This window comes from Streptomyces sp. TLI_146 (genome assembly GCF_002846415.1).
Classification (GTDB): domain Bacteria; phylum Actinomycetota; class Actinomycetes; order Streptomycetales; family Streptomycetaceae; genus Streptomyces.
In genome coordinates, this window is record NZ_PJMX01000001.1 from 7,981,313 (window position 1) to 7,999,181 (window position 17,869).

Here is a 17,869-nt window from a genome sequence, read left to right on the forward strand (position 1 = left end):
GGGACGACGGCCTCGTACCTCATTGGTCGTCGATCAGACCTGGTCCACCGGGCCGGTGAGGTCTCCGGGGTCGGTGTTGGCCCCGCACAGGACGACGGCGACCTTCTCGCCGGCGCCGGGCCGGTAGCCACCCCGCTGTGGTGCGGTCAGGGCCGCGAGCGCGGTCGCGGCGGCGTGTTCCACCGCGATACGACGCTGGTCCCACAGCGCCTGCCGGGCACGGATGATCTCGCTGTCGGGTACGAGTACGGAGTGCACGTCGGCCCGTTGGGCTGCGTGCAGAGCCATCCTCGACGCGCGGCGCGCGCCGAGGGCGTCCGCCGCCACCGAGTCGACCGTGACGTCGACCGGACGGCCGGCCCCGATCGCGGCGTTCAGCGCGCGGCAGTTCTCCGGCTCGACCGCGACGACGCGTACACCGTGGTGCAGGGCGGCGGTGGCGACGCCCGCGAACAGGCCTCCGCCGCCGACCGCGACCACCACGGTGTCCAGGTCGGGGACCTGCTGGACGATCTCCTCCAGCAGGGTGCCGGCCCCGGCGGCGATGAGCGGGTGGTCGTACGCGTGCGAGGCGAGCGCGCCGGTCGTGGCGGAGAAGTCCTCGCACGCGGCCAGGGCGTCCGCGTACTCGGCACCGACCAGCCGGACGTCGGCGCCGAAGCCGCGCAGCCTGGCGACCTTGACGGCGGGCGCGGTGGTGGGCAGGAAGACGGTGGCGGTGACGCCCTGCTGCTGGGCGGCCCAGGCGCAGGCGAGCCCGGCGTTGCCGCCGGAGGCGATCGTCACCCCGGCGCCCGGGAGCGTCCCGGCCTCGCGGTGGGCCTGGAGGAAGTTCTGCGCGCCACGTGCCTTGAACGAGCCGGTGTGCTGCATGAACTCCAGCGCCAGCCACACCTCGCCGGGCTCGTCGGGGCGGTCGTCGAGAGGGTCGCGACGGGCGGCGCGGACCTCTCCGGGGTCGGCCGGGGCGAGGGTGACAGGGCGGACGCGCCCGGCGACGCGGTCGGCGGCCGCCTTCACGTCGCCGTACGTGAGCTGGTGCATGTCGGGGACTCCCATGCGGAGAGGGCGGGCGGGCGGGACGGGGTGGGGCGCCGAGTGGTGACGGTGACGGGCGGCAGGTGGTGTGGATGACGGGCGACCGGCGGTGAGGGTGACGGCCGACAGGCGGTGTGGATGACGGGCAGCAGGTGGCGACGCGCGCCAGGCGGTGAGGATGACGGGCGATACGGTGTACCGTACGCTGGCTCACATGCCCAGGCAATCCGCTTCCCTCGACCTCGCGACCCCCGAGCGCATCGCCGAGACCGCGCTGCTCATCGTGGACCAGGAAGGCTCCGCGGCCCTGAGTTTCCGGACCCTGGCCGCCCGGCTCGGCATCGCCCACGCCACGCTCCAGCGCCGCTGTACGGATCTGGCCGGGCTGCTCGACCTGTGCGTGGACCACCTCGCCGCGTCCCTGCCCGACATCCCGCCCGGCACCGCCTGGGCCAGGGCCACCGAAGCGCGCTTCCGGCGTCTGTACGAGCTGCTGGCCGCCCATCCGGGCCTGGTCGCCCTGCGCGGCGCCCGCCCCTGGCTCGGACCCCAGCTCCTCAAGCGCCTGGTCGAGCCGCAACTGGCCGATTCCCTCGCGGCCGGGATGACGCCCGAGGAAGCGATCACCTGCTACCGGCGGATGTATCTGCTCACCTTGGGCAGCGCGAGCTTCGTCGACCACCGCGACCCCGGCGCGGCCCAGGCCGCCACCCGCACCGCACTGGCCGCGCTGGACCCCGCCGACTTCCCGGTGCTGACCGCGAACATCGCCGCCGTCCTGCCCGCCGTGGTGGGCCACGAGGTCTACTTCGGGGCGCTGCGCCAGCTCATCGACGCGGCCGACCCCGCCCGGGCTCAGCGCTGAGCGCGGCGGAAGTCGCCGGGGGTGCGGCCGGTCTCGCGGGCGAAGAACTTGCCGAAGTTGGTGGCCTCGGTGAAGCCGAGCGCGCGGCCGATCGCAGCCACGGGCAGATCGGTGTGGGCGAGCAGCCGCTGTGCCTGTAGGGCGACGCGCGCGTCGGCGAGCTGCTTGGCGCTGCGGCCGGTGGCGGCCAGGCACGCGCGCGTGAGGGTGCGGGGAGAGTAGCCGAGCCGCGCGGCGTACTCCTCGACGGAGCGGGTGGTGGCGAAGGAGCGCTCCAACTCGCGCCGGAACGCGAGGTGGACCTCGGCGCCGGGCGCCGCGGGGCCGGGGTGTCCGGCCGGGTCGGGAAGGCGCGCGACGCGGATGAGCAGCGCACCGAGGAGTTGGCGCAACAGCGCGCCGGTCAGCTCGATGTCGTCGTCGGCTGTCACCGCCCGCAGCGCCTGGTACTCGGCGTGCATCTCCGTCACCGCGCGCTCGAAGGCGTCGAGCCGGTCGGGCGGCAGCCGCCACGCGACCGGGCCGAATCCGTCGAGCACCTCGCGCGTCGCGGGCAGCGGCGGCGGGAAGTCGGCGGTGAACATCAGCAGGACGGCGTCGAGCTTCGCGGGGCGGCCGTCCGTACCGTACGGCAGACGCTGCACCTGGCCGGGCCGCAGGTGCAGCAGCGTGCCACGGGTGCAGGGGTAGGTGACGAAATCGACCATCGCGGTGCCCGAGCCACCGCGCACGAGCATGAGCTGGTGGAAGTCGAGGCGGCTCGGCCGCCGGGCAACTGACCGCTTCAGGCGCGGCTTCAACGCGTCGAAGGTCAGCACCTCGATACCGGTGTGCGGCCCGTCGGGGTTGTCGTAGGCGATGTCGATGACCTCGCGCTGTCCATTTTCGACCATGTCGAGTCCGGACTCTACCTCGTGGGGACGGTGGCCGCGCGGGCACTGTGGAGTCACGGCCGAAGGGCGCGCACCGGTCACGACATCGGGCGCCGCACCGAGAGCCGACACCAACCCGCCTTCCTAGTTGAGGACTTTGACCATGTCTCCTGTCATCACCGATCCCGCCAAGCTGCCGATGCTGTTCCAGGACGCGCTGAACGTCGGCGACGTCGACGGTGTGCTGGCCCTGTTCGCCCCGGGTGCGGGTATGCGTACGGTGACCGGCGAGCTTGTCGTCGGCGCCGACGCGCTGCGTGCGGAGATCGGCGGAACCGTCGCCGCCCGGGGCAGGCTGACGAATGTTCAGCGGCATACGCTCGTCGGCGCGGACACCGCCCTCCTGGTCACCGACTGGACCATGGAGATCGACGGCCCCGACGGCGTGCGGATCGCGCCGACCGGGACCACCGCCAACATCGCCCGCCAGGACGCCGACGGCGGCTGGCGCTTCACCCTCCTCAACCCGCTCGGCACCGCCTGAGCCCATGTGTGCTCCCGATGGAAACCGGGAGCACACATGGGCAGTCGGTTCAACTCTGACGGTTGGTCAGAAGCGGCCGTGAACCGCCTCCGGGTCCGTCGGCGAGAGCGCGGTCACGGAGGCCTTCGCGGTCACCGCGGGCTCGACGTACGTCGGTGCCGGGTCGGCCCCGGGGGCGCAGGTCTTGGCGATGAGTCCCTTGCCGCTGGGCAGGGTTCCGTCGCGCAGATAGGCCACGAAGGTGTCGTCCAGGCAGGCGTTGCCGTGGAAGAGGATCTCGTGGAAGCTGCCGCCGTTCTGGACGACCAGCTTGGAGCCGGGCAGCGCCTTGCGCATCGCGACCCCTCCGGCGTACGGCGTGGCCGCGTCCTCGGTGGCCTGGAACAGCAGCACCGGCGGAAGGCCCTTGCCGGTGACCTTCAGTCGGCCGGGGCCGCCCTGGTAGGGCCAGAACATGCAAGCCGCGTTGTACCACATGTTGTTGTACGTGTAGAACGGCGCGACCGCGTTGACCTTGGCCTGGTCCTTCTTCCAGAACTCCCAGTCCCGGGGCCACGCGCTCTCCGTGCACTGCGTGGCGTTGTAGTTCGGGAAGGCGCCGTCGTCGGCGCCCGGCGTGGCGTACCGGTTGTAGGCGATGTTCAGCGGTCGGGTGTCGTGCCGGGTGAGGTAGCCCGAGAGCACCGTGGCCATCCGGGGCCAGCGCAGGAAGTTGTAGCCGCCCCCGTAGAAGGTGTCCTCGAACTCGGCCGGACCGATCTTGCCGGGGGCGGGCGCGGCGGACACCGGGGTGGTGCGCAGCGCGTCCTCCACGGCGTAGTACTTCTTGATCACGGTGTCCGCGTCGGTGCCGAGGTGGTAGACCGAGTCGGCCTTGGCCGTCCACTCCGCGAAGGCGCGGAAGCGTCGCTGGTGCTCCTTGTCCTGGAGGATGTTGTGGTCGTACCAGGAGATGGTGGGCCCGACGATGCTGTCCAGGACCATCCGCCGCACATGCGTGGGGAACAGCTGGCCGTAGGTGGAGCCCAGTGAGGTGCCCCAGGAGCCGCCGTAGAAGTTGATCTTTTTGGCGCCGAGCGCCGCGCGGATGCGGTCCATGTCCCGGGCGCTGTCCACCGTCGTCATGTGCGGCAGGATCCAGCTCCAGTCCGCCGCGCAGTCGGCGGCGTACGTCGCGGCCTTGCGCAGCCAGGCCTTCTCGGTGCCCTGGCTGACCTGGTAGTCGGGCCGCTCGCCGTCGAAGTAGTGCGCGTCGCAGACCACATGGGGCTCGCTGCCGTTGGTGCCGCGCGGGTCGAAGCCGATCCAGTCGTACGTCGAGGCGACGTCGGCCGGGATCTGGCCGGTGATGTAGGCGGGCATCCACAGCCCGCTGTCGCCGGGGCCGCCGGGGTTGAGCAGGATCGGGCCCTGCTGCTCGGCCTTGGGGGCGGTGGCGGGCAGCCGGTTGAGCTTGAGCTTGATCTTCCGCCCGTCCGGATGGGCGTAGTCCACCGGGACTTCGAGCATGGCGCACTGCAACGCCGGGGTCGCGGCGTCACCGCAGGACGACCACGCGAGGCTGCCCGCGCCGGTCTCGCGGCTGTCGCTGTCGGGGGCCGCGGCGACCGGGACCGCGCTGCCCAGTAGGACGGTCGAGACCGCAACGGCCAGCAGTGCCAATGGTCTTCGCATGTGCCCTCCTCAGTCGGCGCGCCGGGATGGCGCGACGGGGTCAGGCCCCCCGCGGTGGCGGAGGGCCTGAGAGGAATCATGTGACATGTGCAATGGCACACGTCACGCAGTGGAATTACTCGTTATGCAACCGTGATTCGACTGCCTGAAGGGGGCGGGGGGCGACCTCGTGGGGCCGGAAGTCGGCCGACGGCTCGGCGTGGTGGCGGCCCTTGGTGCGGCCCGGGCGTACCGGCCACCAGATGCTCCGGCCGAGCAGCGCGGCGAGCGTGGGCACCAGCACGATGGACAGGACGAAGGCGGAGAGCAGGATGCCGAGGCCGGTCGCGAAGCCGATCTGCTGGGTGGCGGGCGCCGAGTTCACCGCGAGGCTTCCGAAGGAAGCGGCCAGGACCACACCGGCCGTGGCGATGGCGGGAGCCGTGTGGCGTACCGCGCGGGCCACGGCGGCACGGGCCGGTCCCGGGCGTTCCATCTCCTCGCGGATGCGGTCGCTGATGAGGATGTTGTAGTCGGTGCCGAGGGCGACCACGAAGAGGAACAGCACCAGCGGCAGGACGAAGTTGACGCCCGGCTTGTCCAGCAGGTGCTGGAAGACGAGCGCGGAGGCGCCCAGCGTCGCGGCGAAGCCGAGCCCCACGGCGATCATCAGGACGGCCGGCGCGAGCAGGCTCCGCAGCAGGACGATCAGGATGACGGCGATCAGGCCGGCGGCGACCGGGAACACGGTCCTCAGATCGTGGTCGACGGCGGTGGAGATATCGGCGAAGATCGCCGCAGTGCCGCCGACATGGGCCTCGGTGCCGTCAGGTGTGTGGAGGGCGACGGTGTCGCGGACCGGCCCCGAGACGAGGTCGCGTGCCTGCTGGCTCTGGGTGTCGGCGGTGAGGTAGACGTCGATGCGGGCTGCCGTGCGGTCCTGGTTGAGGACGGTCACGCCGACCTGGCCGACGCCCTTGACCTCGGCGAGTGCCTTCGGCAGGGCGTCGACATCTCGCACGGTCAGCGTGTGGCCCTTGTCGGCCGTGACGTAGACGGTGGTCGGATCCGACACCCCGGCGGGCAGTGCGCGGTTGATCTCGGCGGCGGTGACGGCCGCCGGGGTGTCCTTGTCGCCGCCCGTCTGGCCGAAGTCCATGTGGATCCCGGCGACTCCGGCCGCCAGCGCGCCGAGCAGGGCGACGGAGCCCACCACGAGAGCGAACGGGCGGCGGGCGACCAGATCACCGACGCGCCCGGCGGTGCCCGGTCGCGGCTCGCGCCGAAGAGCGCGCGAGGGCCAGAACATCTTGCGCCCGCAGACCGCGAGCAGCGCGGGCATGAAGGTGAGGCTGGCCAGCAGCATGACGAGGACCGATACGGCGACGGCGGGGCCGAGGACGCGGAACTGCCCGAACGTCGCGATGCCCAGGGTGGCGAAGGCGGCGACGATGGTGAGGGCCGCCGAGGTGATCGCCGTGCCGACGCGGCCGCTGACCTCCGCGGCTACGGTACGGGCGGGCAGGTCGGGATGGGCGCGCAGTTGTTCCCGGTAGCGGAAGAGGAGGAAGAGGAAGTAGTCGACCCCGATGCCGATCAGGACGACGCCGATCAGGCTCGGAGTGGAGGTGTCGAGGTCGATGCCGGTGAGCAGCGCGGCGCCCACGACCGTGCCCAGTGCCGCGCCGCTGATGACGGCGACCGCGAGCAGGGGCACGAACGCGGCCAGCACACTGCGGAACACCAGAATGTTGATCAGCACGATCAGGCCGACCATCAGCGCGCCGACCACCTTGGTGGTGGTCTCCTCCGCCTCCGTGGTGTCGACGAGGTCGGCGAGTCCGCCGGTGAAGCCGGTACGCATCCGGGCATCGGCGAACTCGTGCTTCACGTCGTCGCGGAAGGCCCGGTAGAGGTCGTGCATACCGGGGTCGGTGGAATTGCCGGTGAGTTGCACGGAGAGCAGCTCGAAGCTCCGGTCGGGAGCGACCATGGCCGGACTGACCTTGGGTGTCTGGGAGTAGTCCTCCGCCAGGAACGTCGGCTGGTCCCCGCTGGGCTCGGGCATCTCGACGCGCCGTCGGCCCAGCTCCGCGGCGATGTCGCCGACCCGTCGCTGGTCGGCTCCGGTCAGCGGCGCGCCGTCCGCACGGGCGACCAGGACCGTCATCGCGTTGGCGTCGGGCTTCGCCCCGAACTTCTCCTCGGCGACCTTGAGCGCGGCGGCCGAGTCGTACTTCGCGGGCAGGAAGTCCCCGCTCTGGCTCTGGGTGACGCGGTAGAGCAGCGCCTGGCCGAGCATGGTCAGGAAGATGCCCACCACCGCCCACAGGACGATGACCTTCCATGGGTTGCGGGTCGAGAACCCGGTCAGGGCGCGGATCACTGTGTCCTCCGAGGATGGCTGGGGTCGGTCGTTGTGGGCCGGTGACCAGCACATCAGCGCGTTGGGACGCAGTCGTCCGAGCACGGGAGGAGAAACGCCCTGGGAGCGTGGGGTGGACGGGAGCGCCGACTGGGACCCTGCTCCCAGCGCGGAATCGGACCGCGAGCCCGGGGCGGGCCGCGTTCCGGGTGCGAGACTGGGATCATGGAACAGGGGGTCGTGGCGCACCATCGGCGGCCCGGACCGCCCCTCGCAGAGTCAGGATCCTCATGGTGACCACACGCCCCGCTCCTCGGGCCCCGGCGACCCGGCAGGGCGGCGACGCGCTGCCCTGGTCGCGCAACGACGGCCTGGTCGCGGTCGGCGCCGGGGTGATGGACCTGCTCAGTTTCACCTTCGCCAGCCTGGCCGAGCACGGCGAGGTGTCGGTCCTCGGATGCGTGCTGGTGGTGACGGCCGCACTGCCGCTGCTGGTGCGGCGCCGCGCGCCGGTGCTGGTGCTGGCGGCGGTGCTGCTGCTGGGACTCGGGTTGACTCTGAGCGTGCCGACGCCACAGCACTTCGGCGCCGCCACGGTGGTCGCGCTCTACACCGTCGTACGCCTCAGTCGCGCGCTCGTGGTGGCGGCGTCGTCGGTGGCCGCGGCGGCGGCGCTGATCGACTGGACGAAGTGGCCGCGGCTGTCGCATCTGGAGGTGGTGGGCAATGTGCTCTCCGCCCTGATCGTGATCATCGCGGGGGCGGTGATGAACCGCTGGCAGCGGGACATCGAGGCCAACCGCCGCCTCCTGGCGGACCGGGCAGTGGCGGCCGAACGGCGGCGCATCGCACGGGAGTTGCACGACATCGTGGCGCACCACATCACCACCATGCAGCTGATGGCCGGGGGTGCCCGCGCCAACCTCGCCCGTGATCCCGAGGTGGCCAGGGAGGCACTGGTCGAGCTGGAGGGCTCCGGGCGCATGGCCCTGCGCGAGATGCGCCAGCTCCTGGACGTACTGCGCGCCGGGGACGAGGCGGAGGACGAGCCGACCGCACCACAGCCCGGTATCGCGGACCTGGAGCGCATCGTCGCCGAGTCGTGCCGGGCCGGGCTCCCCACCGCACTCGACGTACGCGGCAGCGAGCGGCCGCTGCCGCCGAGCGTGGGTCTGACGGTGTTTCGGATCGTGCAGGAGTCGCTGACCAACGCGCGCAAGTACGCGGGCGAGGCGCGGGCCCAGGTGCGCCTGACGTATGAACCGGACGGGGTGGCGGTGGAGGTCTCGGACGACGGAACGGGCGCCGACGCGGGACTCGTGCGGGCGGGCACCGCATCGGGTTCCGGCTACGGCCTGGTGGGGATGCGGGAGCGGGCCGCGCTGCACGGCGGCACCTTCGAGGCCGGCCCCCTGGACGAGGCGGGATTCCGGGTGGCGGCACGGCTGCCGCTCACGGCCGGCGAGGGGGCGCTGCGATGAACGGGACGACGGACGACATGACGACCACGCGGGCCATCAGGGTGCTGATCGCGGACGACCAGCCGCTCGTGCGGCGCGGACTCGCGCTGATCCTCACTCCTGACCCGGCCTTCGAGGTGGTGGGCGAGGCGGGCGACGGCGAGGAGGCCGTCGCCCTCGCCCACCGGCTGCGCCCCGACGTCGTCGTGATGGACATCCGCATGCCGGTGCTCGACGGCGTCGCCGCCACCGGCCGCCTCGCGGCGGAACTGCCCGGCTGCCGGGTGCTGGCGCTGAGCACCTTCGACATGGACGAGTACGTGGTGGCCGCGCTGCGCGCCGGAGCCTGCGGCTTCCTGCCGAAGGACATCTCCCCGGAAGAACTGGTGGCGGCGGTACGGGTGGTGCACACCGGCGAGGCGGCCGTCGCGCCCCGGCTGCTGACGCGGCTGATCTCCACATACGTCAGGGCCCCGGAGCGTCCCGGACCGCCCCTCCCGCAGATCGGCGGTCTCACCCCGCGCGAGGCGGAGGTGTGGCGGCTGATGGCCACGGGCCTGGACAACACGGAGATCGCCGAGGCGATGGGCGTCAGCGGCTCCACCGTCAAGAACCACATCACCGGCCTCTTCGGCAAACTCGGCGTCCGCGACCGGGCCCAGGCCGTGATCGTGGCGTACGAGACGGGGGTCGTCGAGGTGGGTCGGCCCGGGTAGCCGCCGTGGGGTGGCGGGGGCGTGCGCAACGCCGTATGCCCGGCACGGAGGCCGGGCATACGGGGGAGGGGAGACGTCACCAACCGGTGCCGATCTGGGTGCGGTTGCCCAGGGTCGCGTTGCCCGTGCCGGGGTAGAGGTAGAAGGCGCCGGTCGAGCCGGGCGGGGCCTCGACCGCGGCGAGGTCGCCCTTGCCGTCGCCGTTGAAGTCCGCGCCGACGAGCCCGCGCATGGTGTTCCAGCCGGTGCCCGCCGGGGTGCGGTCGCCGAGGGTGGCGGTGCCGTTGAGCCTGCCCGTACCGGGGTAGCTCCACAGCGCGCCGGTGCGGTCCACGGCCATCAGGTCGGCGGTGCCGTCCCTGTCGAGGTCGCCGGGGCTGGTGAGTTCGGTCATGTCGTCCCAGCCGGAGCCGATCCGGACGCGGTCGCCGAGGGTGTCCATCCCGGCCGCGCTGCCGCTGCCCGGGTACGCCCACAGCGTGCCGTCGACGTCGACGGCGGCGAGGTCGGGCCGGCCGTCCTTGGTGAGGTCCAGGGCGGTCAGTTCACGCAGGGTGTTCCAGCCGGTGCCGATCCGCACGCGGTTGCCGAGGGTGCTCATCCCGCTCGCGCTGCCCGTACCGGGGTAGACGTACAGCCCGCCGGTGGCCGCCTCCACGGTGACCAGGTCGGCCTTGCCGTCGCCGGTGAAGTCCCCGGCGGCCGCCTTGCCCATCGCGCCCCAGCCGGAGCCGATCTGGACGCGGTCGCCGAACGTGCCACGGCCGGTGCCCGGGTAGAGCCAGAGCTTCCCCGTGGTCGCTTCCACACCGACGACGTCCTTCTTGCCGTCACCGGTGAAGTCGGCCGCGGTCAGCCCGGTCATACCCGCCCGGGCGGACTCGCCGGGCCAGGGCGTGTGCTCGACGACACGGCCGCCCGGGACCTCGTTGAGCATCCAGAGCTGGTCGGAGTCGGGCCAGTAGGAGAGGTTCTCCAGATTGACGGGTGCGCGCGTGATCAGCCGCACCGGCTCGCCCGGCCTGGCGTGGTAGAGGCAGTTCTCGAAGTTGTGGACGGTCTTCGGGTCCTGGTGCTCCGCCGGTACGAACTCGGGGCAGGGGCCCGAGATCGTGAAGCGGCCCTTGTTCATGGCGATTCCCTGGGCGCCGCCCATCGGGGAGGCGAAGGCCTCCGCGGCCGCGACGCGGCCCGACGCGTCGGCCTTGAGGACACCCGTGACGGGGTCGATGGGCCAGCGCACCACGGGTGCGGTGGCCCGGCCGAACTCCCCTTCCACCTTGTAGGGGTCGCCCTCGGCGGTGACCAGGGCGGGCTGGGCGCCGGTCAGGTCCAGGGAGGCCGAGGTGATGCAGGGGCGCTGGGGGACACCGGCGTACGAGCCGCAGCCGTCGCCCGCCCCGGTGTAGCCGTAGCTGCCCTGGCGCGGCAGGACGTAGGTGTGCCCGTTGCCGTGGGCCCTGCCCGAGCCGTCCAGGCCGACGGAGGTATCGGAGGTGGTGTCCATCTTCCACAGGTCGTTCAGGTCGAAGACGTCGAGGCCGCTGCCGGTGCTGGCGACGTACAGCTTGCTGCCGGACCAGACCACGCCGTGGGCGTGCCCTTGGACGATGGGGACGAAGTTGCCGCCCGCGTCGTCGAGGGCCACCAACTGGACGTGCCGGTAGGTGACATGGGCCGGGTCGGTGACGTCGGTGAAGGTGATCCGCTCGGTCCCGTTGGGGCCATACCAGCCGGCGATGAGCACTTTGCGGCCGTTGACCAGCGTCTGGGACTGGGGGGATTCGCCGGAGCCGGTGAGACCCTGCGGGATCCAGGAGCCGCTGGCGTCGTCCTCGGGGGACCAGCAGAAGCCCTGGGCGCCTGCGATGCGGGAGGTGTGGCACAGGGGGCGGCCCGCGGTGGTGCCGACGGTGCTGGCGAGCACGTCGGCGGCCTTCATGCGCTGGAGCGCGGGGTGGGCGGACTCGAAGGCGGCGACACGCGCCTTCTCGCGACCGCCGTCGCCCTGGAGACCCAGGCCGTCGGCGCTGATCCGGGCGACCGTGTTGTACGTGGCGATCCCCCCGTCCGGGACGGTGGGGGCGGCGGCGGCCGGGGACGCGGTGCTCAGCGACAGGAGCGCCGCCAGGGCCGCGACGGCCGCCCCTGCGGTGCTGCGCGCGCGGGTGCGGATGCGGTGGGTGCGGAGTGGTCGGGCCATGGCGGTGGAGCTCCTTGTCGGATGCCGGGGCGGTCGTGATCCGGGGCGGGGGAGTGCAGGGCGGGCGGGGGAGTGCAAGGCGGCCTCGGGAATGTACGGCGGGGCCGCCACCGCCTGGTTGCTGCGGTGGCGGCCCCACGTGGTGCGATGGGGGGGCGTCGACCCCTCCGGCGGCCGGGGTGCCTTACCAGCCGGTGCCGATCTGGACGCGCTCGCCCAGGGTGTTCATGCCGCTCAGGCTGCCGGTGCCGGGGTAGGCGAAGAAGGTGCCGGTGCTGCCCGGGGCGGCCTGGACGGCGGCGAGGTCGCCCTTGCCGTCACCGTTGAGGTCGGCGCCGATCAGGTTGGTCATCGACTTCCAGCCGGAGCCGATCTGGACACGGTCGCCGAGAGTGCCCATCCCGCTGAGCGAGCCGGAGCCGGGGTAGGCGAAGAGGTTGCCGCTCTCGTCCCGGGCGACCAGGTCGTCCACGCCGTCGGAGTTGAGGTCGCCCGGGGTGACGATCTGGCTCATCGCGTTCCAGCCGGAGCCGATCTGTACGCGCTCGCCGAGGGTGTTCATGCCGCTGACCGCACCGGTGCCCGGGTAGGCGTAGAGGTTGCCGGTGCCGTTCTCGACGGCGACGACGTCGGCCTTGCCGTCCTTGTTGACGTCGATACGGGCCACGTCGCGCATCCCCGACCAGCCGGAGCCGATCTTCACCCGCTCCCCGAGGGTGCTCATGCCGCTGACCGCACCGGTGCCCGGGTAGAGGTAGAGGTCGCCGGCCGCGCTCTCGGTGGCCAGGACGTCGGCCTTGCCGTCCCCGGTGAAGTCGCCGACCGTCACATTGGTCATGGTGTTCCAGCCGGAGCCGATCTTGACGCGCTGGCCGAGGGTGCTGTTGCCGCTGACGGCGCCGGATCCCGGGTAGAAGTACAGGTCGCCCGTGGTGGTCTCGGTGGCCAGGACGTCCTGGGTGCGGTTGCCGTCGAGGTCGCCGCCGGCCAGGTGGGTCATGCCCGCGTCGGCCGGGGTCACGGAGGAGTCGCTGTTGAGGACCGGCGATATGTAGCCGCTGATGGTCTGGCCCCAGGGCGCCTTTCCCACCTGCCAGTCGGAGGTCGACTCGGTCTGCACGATGCCGTCGGGGTGGGTCCGGTGCCCCTCGTTGCCGCCCACCATTGTCACCGTGGTGCCGTTGAAGCCGGTCACCATGGCGACGTGGGCGGCCCAGTTGCTGCCGTTGTAGTCGTAGACGACCGCGTCGCCCACCTTCGGGGTGCTGTGCAGGGTCTTGTTGGCCTTGCCGTAGTCGTAGAAGCTGACCGCGCCGTCGGTGAGCGAAGCGATGTGTGCCACGTCGTAGTGGGACCACACCCATCCGACGAAGTCCGCGCACCAGGCGTGGGAGTCGCCGCCCCGGCCGTTGCAGCTGCTGCCCTGGTTGTCGGTGTGGCTCCAGTAGCCGCCGTTGGCGCAGGGGCCGTTGCCGACCTCGCCCCGGGCGAGCGTGGCCATCGAGGAACCGGCGTCGGCCTGCGCCGGGGTGACGCTCAGACCGGTGACGGCGGCCGCGACGGTCAGCGCGGCGAGAGCGGACTTCTTGACGTGGGTGAACTTGGACATGGCGGAGTCTCCTATGAGGGAAAGGTGGGTGAAAGCGGAGGGTCTGAGAGAGCGGGGAGGCGAACGGCGGTGTGGCTACCAGCCGTTGCCGATCGCGGCGCGGTCGGCGAAACCGCCGTCGCCGTTGCCCGGGTAGAAGTAGAAGCTGCCGGTGGAGCCGGTCGGCGCCTCCACCGCGTCGAGGTCGCCCTTGCCGTCGCCGTTGAAGTCCGCGCCGACGAGCTGGCGCATCGCGTCCCAGCCGGTCCCGATCCGGTTGCGGTCGCCGAGGGTGTTCATACCGTTGAGGGAGCCGGTGGCGGGGTATTTCCACAGCGCGCCCGCCGGGTCGACGGCGACCAGGTCGGCGGTGCCGTCCCCGTTGAGGTCGCCGGGGCTCGCGAGCTCGGCCATGGTGCTCCAGCCGGAGCCGATCTGGACGCGGTCGCCGAGGGTGTTCATCCCGGCCGCTCTGCCGCTGCCCGGGTAGGCCCACAGCGCGCCGCCCGAGTCGATGGCCAGCAGGTCGGACCTGCCGTCCTTGTCGGTGTCGAGTGCGGTGAGGTCGCGCATCGCGCCCCAGCCCGCCCCGATCTGGACGCGCTCGCCGAAGGTGTTCATACCGCCCGCGGTGCCGCTGCCGGGGTAGACGTACAGGGTGCCGGTGGAGTTCTCGACGGCGGCCAGGTCGGCCTTGCCGTCGCCGGTTAAGTCGGCGGCGGCGAGCTTGCTCATCGTGCCCCAGCCGGAGCCGATGCGGACACGGTCGCCGAGGGTGCCGTCGCCCTTGCCCGGGTACAGATAGAGGTTGCCGGTGGCGGACTCGACGCCCACCAGGTCCTTCTTCCCGTCGCCGGTCAGGTCGGCGGCCGTGAGGTGGACCATGCCGACGGGCGCCGGCGGGGTGGTCGGGTACGGAGCGGCGTGGTCGTTGGCGAGCCCGGCCCGGACCCCGCAGCTGCCCCAGGCGCCCGCGCCCTGCCCGGCGAGGATCTTCTCGGCGATGAGGATCTGCTGCTGCTTGGTGGCCTGGTGGGGGTAGGTGGCGTACTGGCGGCCGCCGTACGCGTTCCAGGTCGACAGGAGTATCTGCAGCCCGCCGTAGAGGTTGTTCCCGGTGTTGATCTGCCAGTCGTCGGTGGACTCGCAGTGGGCGACCTTGTCCCATGTGGCGAGCGAGGCGGCGTTCGCGGATCCGGCGGAGGCCAGGGAGAGGGTCACCCCGGCGAGGGCCAGGGCGGCGGCGGTCTTCGCGGTACGGGACGAACCGCGGGGTGTTCTGGGCATGACGGAACCTCACATGGACGGAAGGCAAGGGGAGGAGAAGTGCGGGCCGGGCGGCGCGAGTCAGTGCGTACGGCGTACGGCGTCGAGGGAGCCGCGCGGTCGGTACGGCCACAGGTGCGACAACGGTCGGCCGGAGAGCGGTCGGGGCGGCGGGCCGTTACAACTGCCGCGCAGGAACAGCTGGTGCGGCAGCGCGTTTCACATAGCGGCAGTGCGTTTCAACAACCGGCAGTGTGTTGCGACGAGCGGCACGGCGTTTCAACAAGCGGCGCTGCGTTGCGACGAGTCGCGGAAGCGGAGGCCGGAAGCCGTAACGAGGGCTCCGGGCCCGAGGGTTACGACCAGCCCATGGTCTGCTGGGTGGCGACGGCCGTGGTGGCGGCCGGGGCGGTGTGCGCCTCGGCAGGGGACACGGTTCCGGCGGATGCGGCGGCCGCGCCGAGGGCGCAGGCGAGGAGGGCGGTGACCGCGGCGGCCCGGGCGACGGAGGTGCGAAGCATGACGAGAGTCCTTTTCTGACGGTGTGTCGGCGATCTGGAACCGGTCGGCATCCCGCGGTGACGCTGTCCGGTTCCGGCCCGCCGGGCGGTGTTCCCTGCTGGCGAGAACTACTTTCGTCGCTGGTCGGACCGGGCGGAAGGGTTTTCCGGTGGCCCCAACGGGCCATGGACGCTTCCGTCCTCGGCCGCTCCCGCAGGGCCCGAAGCGGACAGCAGCGACTCGTAGAACGGGGCGACCATCGGAACCCGGGCGCCCAGCAGCCACCAGCCGCCGAACTCGGGGCTGCGCAGGGCCCGTCGGCACACCTCGGCCGCCCGCGCCTCGGCGTCGGCCAGGCCGTCCGCCCGTACATAGAGGCCGATCACGGGATGGGGCTGGGCGTCGGGGTGGACGGCGACGTGCTCGATGCCGTCCTCGTCCCGGGCCTGGGAGCGCACCAGGGAGCGCGCTTCGTCGGGGAGGCGGGCGTCGAGCGGCCCGCGAAGACTGGCATGGACGAGATACATGGATCAGACTCTTCCAAATGGCCAACTTGCGCGCCAGCCATGCCGAGTGGACGTTTCCGGCCATGGCCGCTTCCGTCTGGCACAGGTCTCTGTCGCACCGGGGCTTCGGCGGTATATACCTGGGCGTGGCATGATCCCTTCAGGTCCGGGGGGTTGTTTCACCGGCTTTGAGGGGGGTTGCTCGATGCTGACCACATTGGGGCTCGACGCGGCGGCGGAATCCGTCTACCGAGCCATGCTCACCGATCCACGCGGCGGGGTCGCCGAGCTCGTGGCCCGGCTGGACCGGCCCGAGGACGAGATACGCGACGCCCTGGACGTACTGAGCGAGCTCGCCCTCGTACAGCCGTCGGCCGAGCGGGAGGGAAGCCTGCGGGCGGTGTCGCCCGACATCGGCATGGAAATCCTCATGGCCCGTCAGCAGGCGGAACTTGCCGCGCAGCAGCAGCGCCTGGAGGCGTCCCGCGCCGTCGCCGCCCAGCTGATCGCGGAGTACGCGGACCTGCGCCCGGCGGCGTCCAGCCCGGGCGTGGAGCAGCTCATCGGCATCGACCGGATCCGCGACCGACTCGCCCGCCTCACCCGCGATGTCACCACCGAGGTGATGTCCTTCGCCCCCGGCGGCGCCCAGCCGGAAGCCCAGATGCGGGCGTCGCGGCCGCTGGACGAGCAACTGCTGCGCCGGGGCGTGCGGATGCGCACGCTGTACCTCAGCAGCGTCCGCAACGACCAGCCCACCGTCGAGTACGCCAGCTGGCTCGCCGGTCTCGGCGGCCAGGTCCGTACCGTGCCCGACCTGCCCACCCGGATGATCATCACCGACCGCTCCACCGCGGTGATCCCGGTCAGCAGCGACGACACCGGCGCGGGCGCCGTCCTGCTCACCGGCCAGGGCACACTGACCGCGCTGTGCGCGCTGTTCGAGAGCACCTGGGCGGGCGCCCAGCCCCTCGGCGAGGCCGCCCCCCGGGACGCGCACGGGCTGAGCCCCCAGGAGGCCACCACCATCGTCCTGCTGGCCCAGGGGCACACCGACGAGGCCATCGCCAAGCGCCTCGGCGTCTCCCAGCGCACCGCCCGCCGCATCGCCACCGACCTGATGGAACGCCTCGGCGCCCGCAGCCGGTTCGAGGCGGGCGTGCGCTCGGTGCAGCACGGCTGGCTGCCGTCGACTCCGAACTGACGCGCCTTCGGGGCGCGCACCCCCCGTACGGTCACTCGCTCAAGGACACCCACGCCCACACGATGAAGAGCAGCGGCACCGCGACGGCCGCCATGCCGAGCGCGACCCCGGCGCGTGCGCGGCGCCGGTTCGCTCCCTCCTCGCCCCGCAGGTGATGCAGGTCCCCGGTGCCGTAGACGATCGCGGCGATGCCCAGGGGCACGGTCAGATACAGGGGGAAGTGGCGGACCTGCGCGGGAATCGCGTCGGGCAGCCACGGGCAGGCGAACAGCGCGAGGGCGACCATGCCCATCACCATCGACGTCGTACCCGTCCACTCCTGCGCTTCCGGCGACACCTGGGCGGGCGGGGCGGGGGTCTGCTGCTCGGACTTCATGATCGAGAGGCTAGGGGGCGGCCCGGTCGGGGCGGGTGGGGGCGGCTACTCATTTCGCCGTGAGTAGCGGCTCGGGCCGATCGTCGGTCCGTCACTCAGCTGAGGTGAGCGGCGATGGCGCGGGCGCACGTCAAGGAGTCCGTGTGTGTGGTGTCCACTTCCATGTCGTAGACGACACCCTCGTGTACCAGGTGTGCCTGGGACGCGGCCATGCCCCGGGTCCGGTCGCCCCGTGCGGTCTCACGGGCCGCGGCGACCGTGCTCTCGCACCGGACGCCGACCCACAGCACGGACAGGTCACCGACAGCCTCGCGCCAGCGCTGCTGGGAGGCGGCTCCACCGAGGAAGACGTCGTCGACGACGACCCTGGCGCCCGCCCGGACCGTCGCAGCGACGCCTTCCATCCAGGCCGCCTCCAGCGCCCGGAAGTCGGCCCCGACCGTCACCGCGCCGTCCGCCTCGAAGCCGATGCCCTCGGGCGACGTCTGCATGCTCGCGGGCAGGGCGTCGACGAGCGAGTCGATCCCGAACGCCAGCCAGGGATCCGGCAGTACGGCTTGCAGACACCGAACGATCCCGGTCTTTCCCGAGCTGGAGCCGCCGTTGAGAATGATCATCTGAGTCGTCACCGCGACACCGTACGGTGCCTGCCGCCGTGGTGCGGAACGAATTTCCGGCCTGACGTCATGATGCGGGCATGTCCGGATGTGAC

16 protein-coding genes are annotated in these 17,869 nt (G+C 72.0%); 5 read left to right on the top strand and 11 right to left on the bottom strand.

Annotation, left to right across the window (positions count from 1 at the left end):
* Positions 1-33: 33 nt before the first annotated feature.
* Positions 34-1,044, bottom strand: a complete 1,011-nt coding sequence (locus BX283_RS35545; protein ID WP_101391502.1) for a threonine/serine dehydratase — start codon at positions 1,042-1,044, stop codon at positions 34-36.
* A 208-nt stretch (positions 1,045-1,252) separates the two neighbouring features.
* Here BX283_RS35545 and BX283_RS35550 point away from each other — a divergent pair, with 208 nt between their 5' ends.
* The gene (locus BX283_RS35550; protein WP_101391503.1) at positions 1,253-1,903 is read left to right on the top strand and encodes a TetR/AcrR family transcriptional regulator; all 651 of its coding nucleotides are present in this window, start codon (positions 1,253-1,255) and stop codon (positions 1,901-1,903) included.
* On the opposite strand, the gene BX283_RS35555 is transcribed toward BX283_RS35550, so the two are convergent.
* On the bottom strand, positions 1,894-2,796 hold the full coding sequence (locus tag BX283_RS35555) for an AraC family transcriptional regulator (RefSeq protein ID WP_101391504.1): 903 nt from the start codon (positions 2,794-2,796) through the stop codon (positions 1,894-1,896). The genes BX283_RS35550 and BX283_RS35555 overlap by 10 nt on opposite strands.
* Before the next feature lie 142 nt (positions 2,797-2,938).
* Here BX283_RS35555 and BX283_RS35560 point away from each other — a divergent pair, with 142 nt between their 5' ends.
* On the top strand, positions 2,939-3,319 hold the full coding sequence (locus tag BX283_RS35560) for a nuclear transport factor 2 family protein (protein WP_101391505.1): 381 nt from the start codon (positions 2,939-2,941) through the stop codon (positions 3,317-3,319).
* A gap of 66 nt (positions 3,320-3,385) precedes the next feature.
* Here BX283_RS35560 and BX283_RS35565 read toward each other — a convergent pair whose 3' ends face one another.
* The gene (locus tag BX283_RS35565; protein ID WP_257584095.1) at positions 3,386-4,993 is read right to left on the bottom strand and encodes an alpha/beta hydrolase; all 1,608 of its coding nucleotides are present in this window, start codon (positions 4,991-4,993) and stop codon (positions 3,386-3,388) included.
* A gap of 115 nt (positions 4,994-5,108) precedes the next feature.
* Positions 5,109-7,358, bottom strand: a complete 2,250-nt coding sequence (locus tag BX283_RS35570; protein WP_101391506.1) for an MMPL family transporter — start codon at positions 7,356-7,358, stop codon at positions 5,109-5,111.
* Positions 7,359-7,627: 269 nt separating this feature from the next.
* Here BX283_RS35570 and BX283_RS35575 point away from each other — a divergent pair, with 269 nt between their 5' ends.
* Both BX283_RS35575 and BX283_RS35580 read left to right on the top strand, forming a co-directional pair.
* A complete protein-coding gene (locus BX283_RS35575) occupies positions 7,628-8,818 on the top strand; it encodes a sensor histidine kinase (RefSeq protein ID WP_101391507.1) in 1,191 nt (396 codons plus the stop codon).
* The gene (locus BX283_RS35580) at positions 8,815-9,513 is read left to right on the top strand and encodes a response regulator transcription factor (protein WP_257584096.1); all 699 of its coding nucleotides are present in this window, start codon (positions 8,815-8,817) and stop codon (positions 9,511-9,513) included. Before BX283_RS35575 ends, BX283_RS35580 begins: the two co-directional genes overlap by 4 nt.
* Positions 9,514-9,589: 76 nt before the next feature.
* On the opposite strand, the gene BX283_RS35585 is transcribed toward BX283_RS35580, so the two are convergent.
* From BX283_RS35585 to BX283_RS35600, 5 genes are all read right to left on the bottom strand, one after another.
* Positions 9,590-11,716, bottom strand: a complete 2,127-nt coding sequence (locus BX283_RS35585; RefSeq protein ID WP_101391508.1) for a VCBS repeat-containing protein — start codon at positions 11,714-11,716, stop codon at positions 9,590-9,592.
* Positions 11,717-11,900: 184 nt separating this feature from the next.
* Positions 11,901-13,325 carry an FG-GAP-like repeat-containing protein gene (locus tag BX283_RS35590; RefSeq protein ID WP_101391509.1) on the bottom strand — a complete coding sequence of 475 codons (1,425 nt, stop codon included), beginning with the start codon at positions 13,323-13,325 and terminating at the stop codon, positions 11,901-11,903.
* Positions 13,326-13,400: 75 nt separating this feature from the next.
* The gene (locus BX283_RS35595; RefSeq protein ID WP_101391510.1) at positions 13,401-14,591 is read right to left on the bottom strand and encodes a transglycosylase family protein; all 1,191 of its coding nucleotides are present in this window, start codon (positions 14,589-14,591) and stop codon (positions 13,401-13,403) included.
* 335 nt (positions 14,592-14,926) lie between these two features.
* A complete protein-coding gene (locus BX283_RS40890; RefSeq protein WP_180357353.1) occupies positions 14,927-15,091 on the bottom strand; it encodes a hypothetical protein in 165 nt (54 codons plus the stop codon).
* A 108-nt stretch (positions 15,092-15,199) separates the two neighbouring features.
* Positions 15,200-15,598: a hypothetical protein gene (locus BX283_RS35600; RefSeq protein WP_101391511.1), complete on the bottom strand. Its 399-nt coding sequence runs from the start codon at positions 15,596-15,598 to the stop codon at positions 15,200-15,202.
* A 184-nt stretch (positions 15,599-15,782) separates the two neighbouring features.
* Here BX283_RS35600 and BX283_RS35605 point away from each other — a divergent pair, with 184 nt between their 5' ends.
* Positions 15,783-16,781, top strand: coding sequence for a LuxR family transcriptional regulator (locus tag BX283_RS35605; RefSeq protein ID WP_101391512.1), 999 nt, complete (start codon positions 15,783-15,785; stop codon positions 16,779-16,781).
* A gap of 31 nt (positions 16,782-16,812) precedes the next feature.
* Here the strand turns inward: BX283_RS35605 and BX283_RS35610 are convergent, their stop codons facing one another.
* Together BX283_RS35610 and cpt are read right to left on the bottom strand one after the other, a co-directional pair.
* Positions 16,813-17,157 carry a hypothetical protein gene (locus tag BX283_RS35610; protein WP_257584098.1) on the bottom strand — a complete coding sequence of 115 codons (345 nt, stop codon included), beginning with the start codon at positions 17,155-17,157 and terminating at the stop codon, positions 16,813-16,815.
* 95 nt (positions 17,158-17,252) lie between these two features.
* On the bottom strand, positions 17,253-17,774 hold the full coding sequence (gene cpt / locus BX283_RS35615) for a chloramphenicol phosphotransferase CPT (protein WP_101391513.1): 522 nt from the start codon (positions 17,772-17,774) through the stop codon (positions 17,253-17,255).
* Positions 17,775-17,869 lie beyond the last annotated feature (95 nt).

Coding starts and splice junctions, on each gene's coding strand:
- BX283_RS35545 (WP_101391502.1), bottom strand. CDS start 1,044: ATGCACCAGCTCACGTACGGCGACGTGAAGGCGGCCGCCGACCGCGTC.
- BX283_RS35550 (WP_101391503.1), top strand. CDS start 1,253: ATGCCCAGGCAATCCGCTTCCCTCGACCTCGCGACCCCCGAGCGCATC.
- BX283_RS35555 (WP_101391504.1), bottom strand. CDS start 2,796: ATGGTCGAAAATGGACAGCGCGAGGTCATCGACATCGCCTACGACAAC.
- BX283_RS35560 (WP_101391505.1), top strand. CDS start 2,939: ATGTCTCCTGTCATCACCGATCCCGCCAAGCTGCCGATGCTGTTCCAG.
- BX283_RS35565 (WP_257584095.1), bottom strand. CDS start 4,993: ATGCGAAGACCATTGGCACTGCTGGCCGTTGCGGTCTCGACCGTCCTA.
- BX283_RS35575 (WP_101391507.1), top strand. CDS start 7,628: ATGGTGACCACACGCCCCGCTCCTCGGGCCCCGGCGACCCGGCAGGGC.
- BX283_RS35580 (WP_257584096.1), top strand. CDS start 8,815: ATGAACGGGACGACGGACGACATGACGACCACGCGGGCCATCAGGGTG.
- BX283_RS35585 (WP_101391508.1), bottom strand. CDS start 11,716: ATGGCCCGACCACTCCGCACCCACCGCATCCGCACCCGCGCGCGCAGC.
- BX283_RS35590 (WP_101391509.1), bottom strand. CDS start 13,325: ATGTCCAAGTTCACCCACGTCAAGAAGTCCGCTCTCGCCGCGCTGACC.
- BX283_RS35595 (WP_101391510.1), bottom strand. CDS start 14,591: ATGCCCAGAACACCCCGCGGTTCGTCCCGTACCGCGAAGACCGCCGCC.
- BX283_RS40890 (WP_180357353.1), bottom strand. CDS start 15,091: ATGCTTCGCACCTCCGTCGCCCGGGCCGCCGCGGTCACCGCCCTCCTC.
- BX283_RS35600 (WP_101391511.1), bottom strand. CDS start 15,598: ATGTATCTCGTCCATGCCAGTCTTCGCGGGCCGCTCGACGCCCGCCTC.
- BX283_RS35605 (WP_101391512.1), top strand. CDS start 15,783: ATGCTGACCACATTGGGGCTCGACGCGGCGGCGGAATCCGTCTACCGA.
- BX283_RS35610 (WP_257584098.1), bottom strand. CDS start 17,157: ATGAAGTCCGAGCAGCAGACCCCCGCCCCGCCCGCCCAGGTGTCGCCG.
- cpt (WP_101391513.1), bottom strand. CDS start 17,774: ATGATCATTCTCAACGGCGGCTCCAGCTCGGGAAAGACCGGGATCGTT.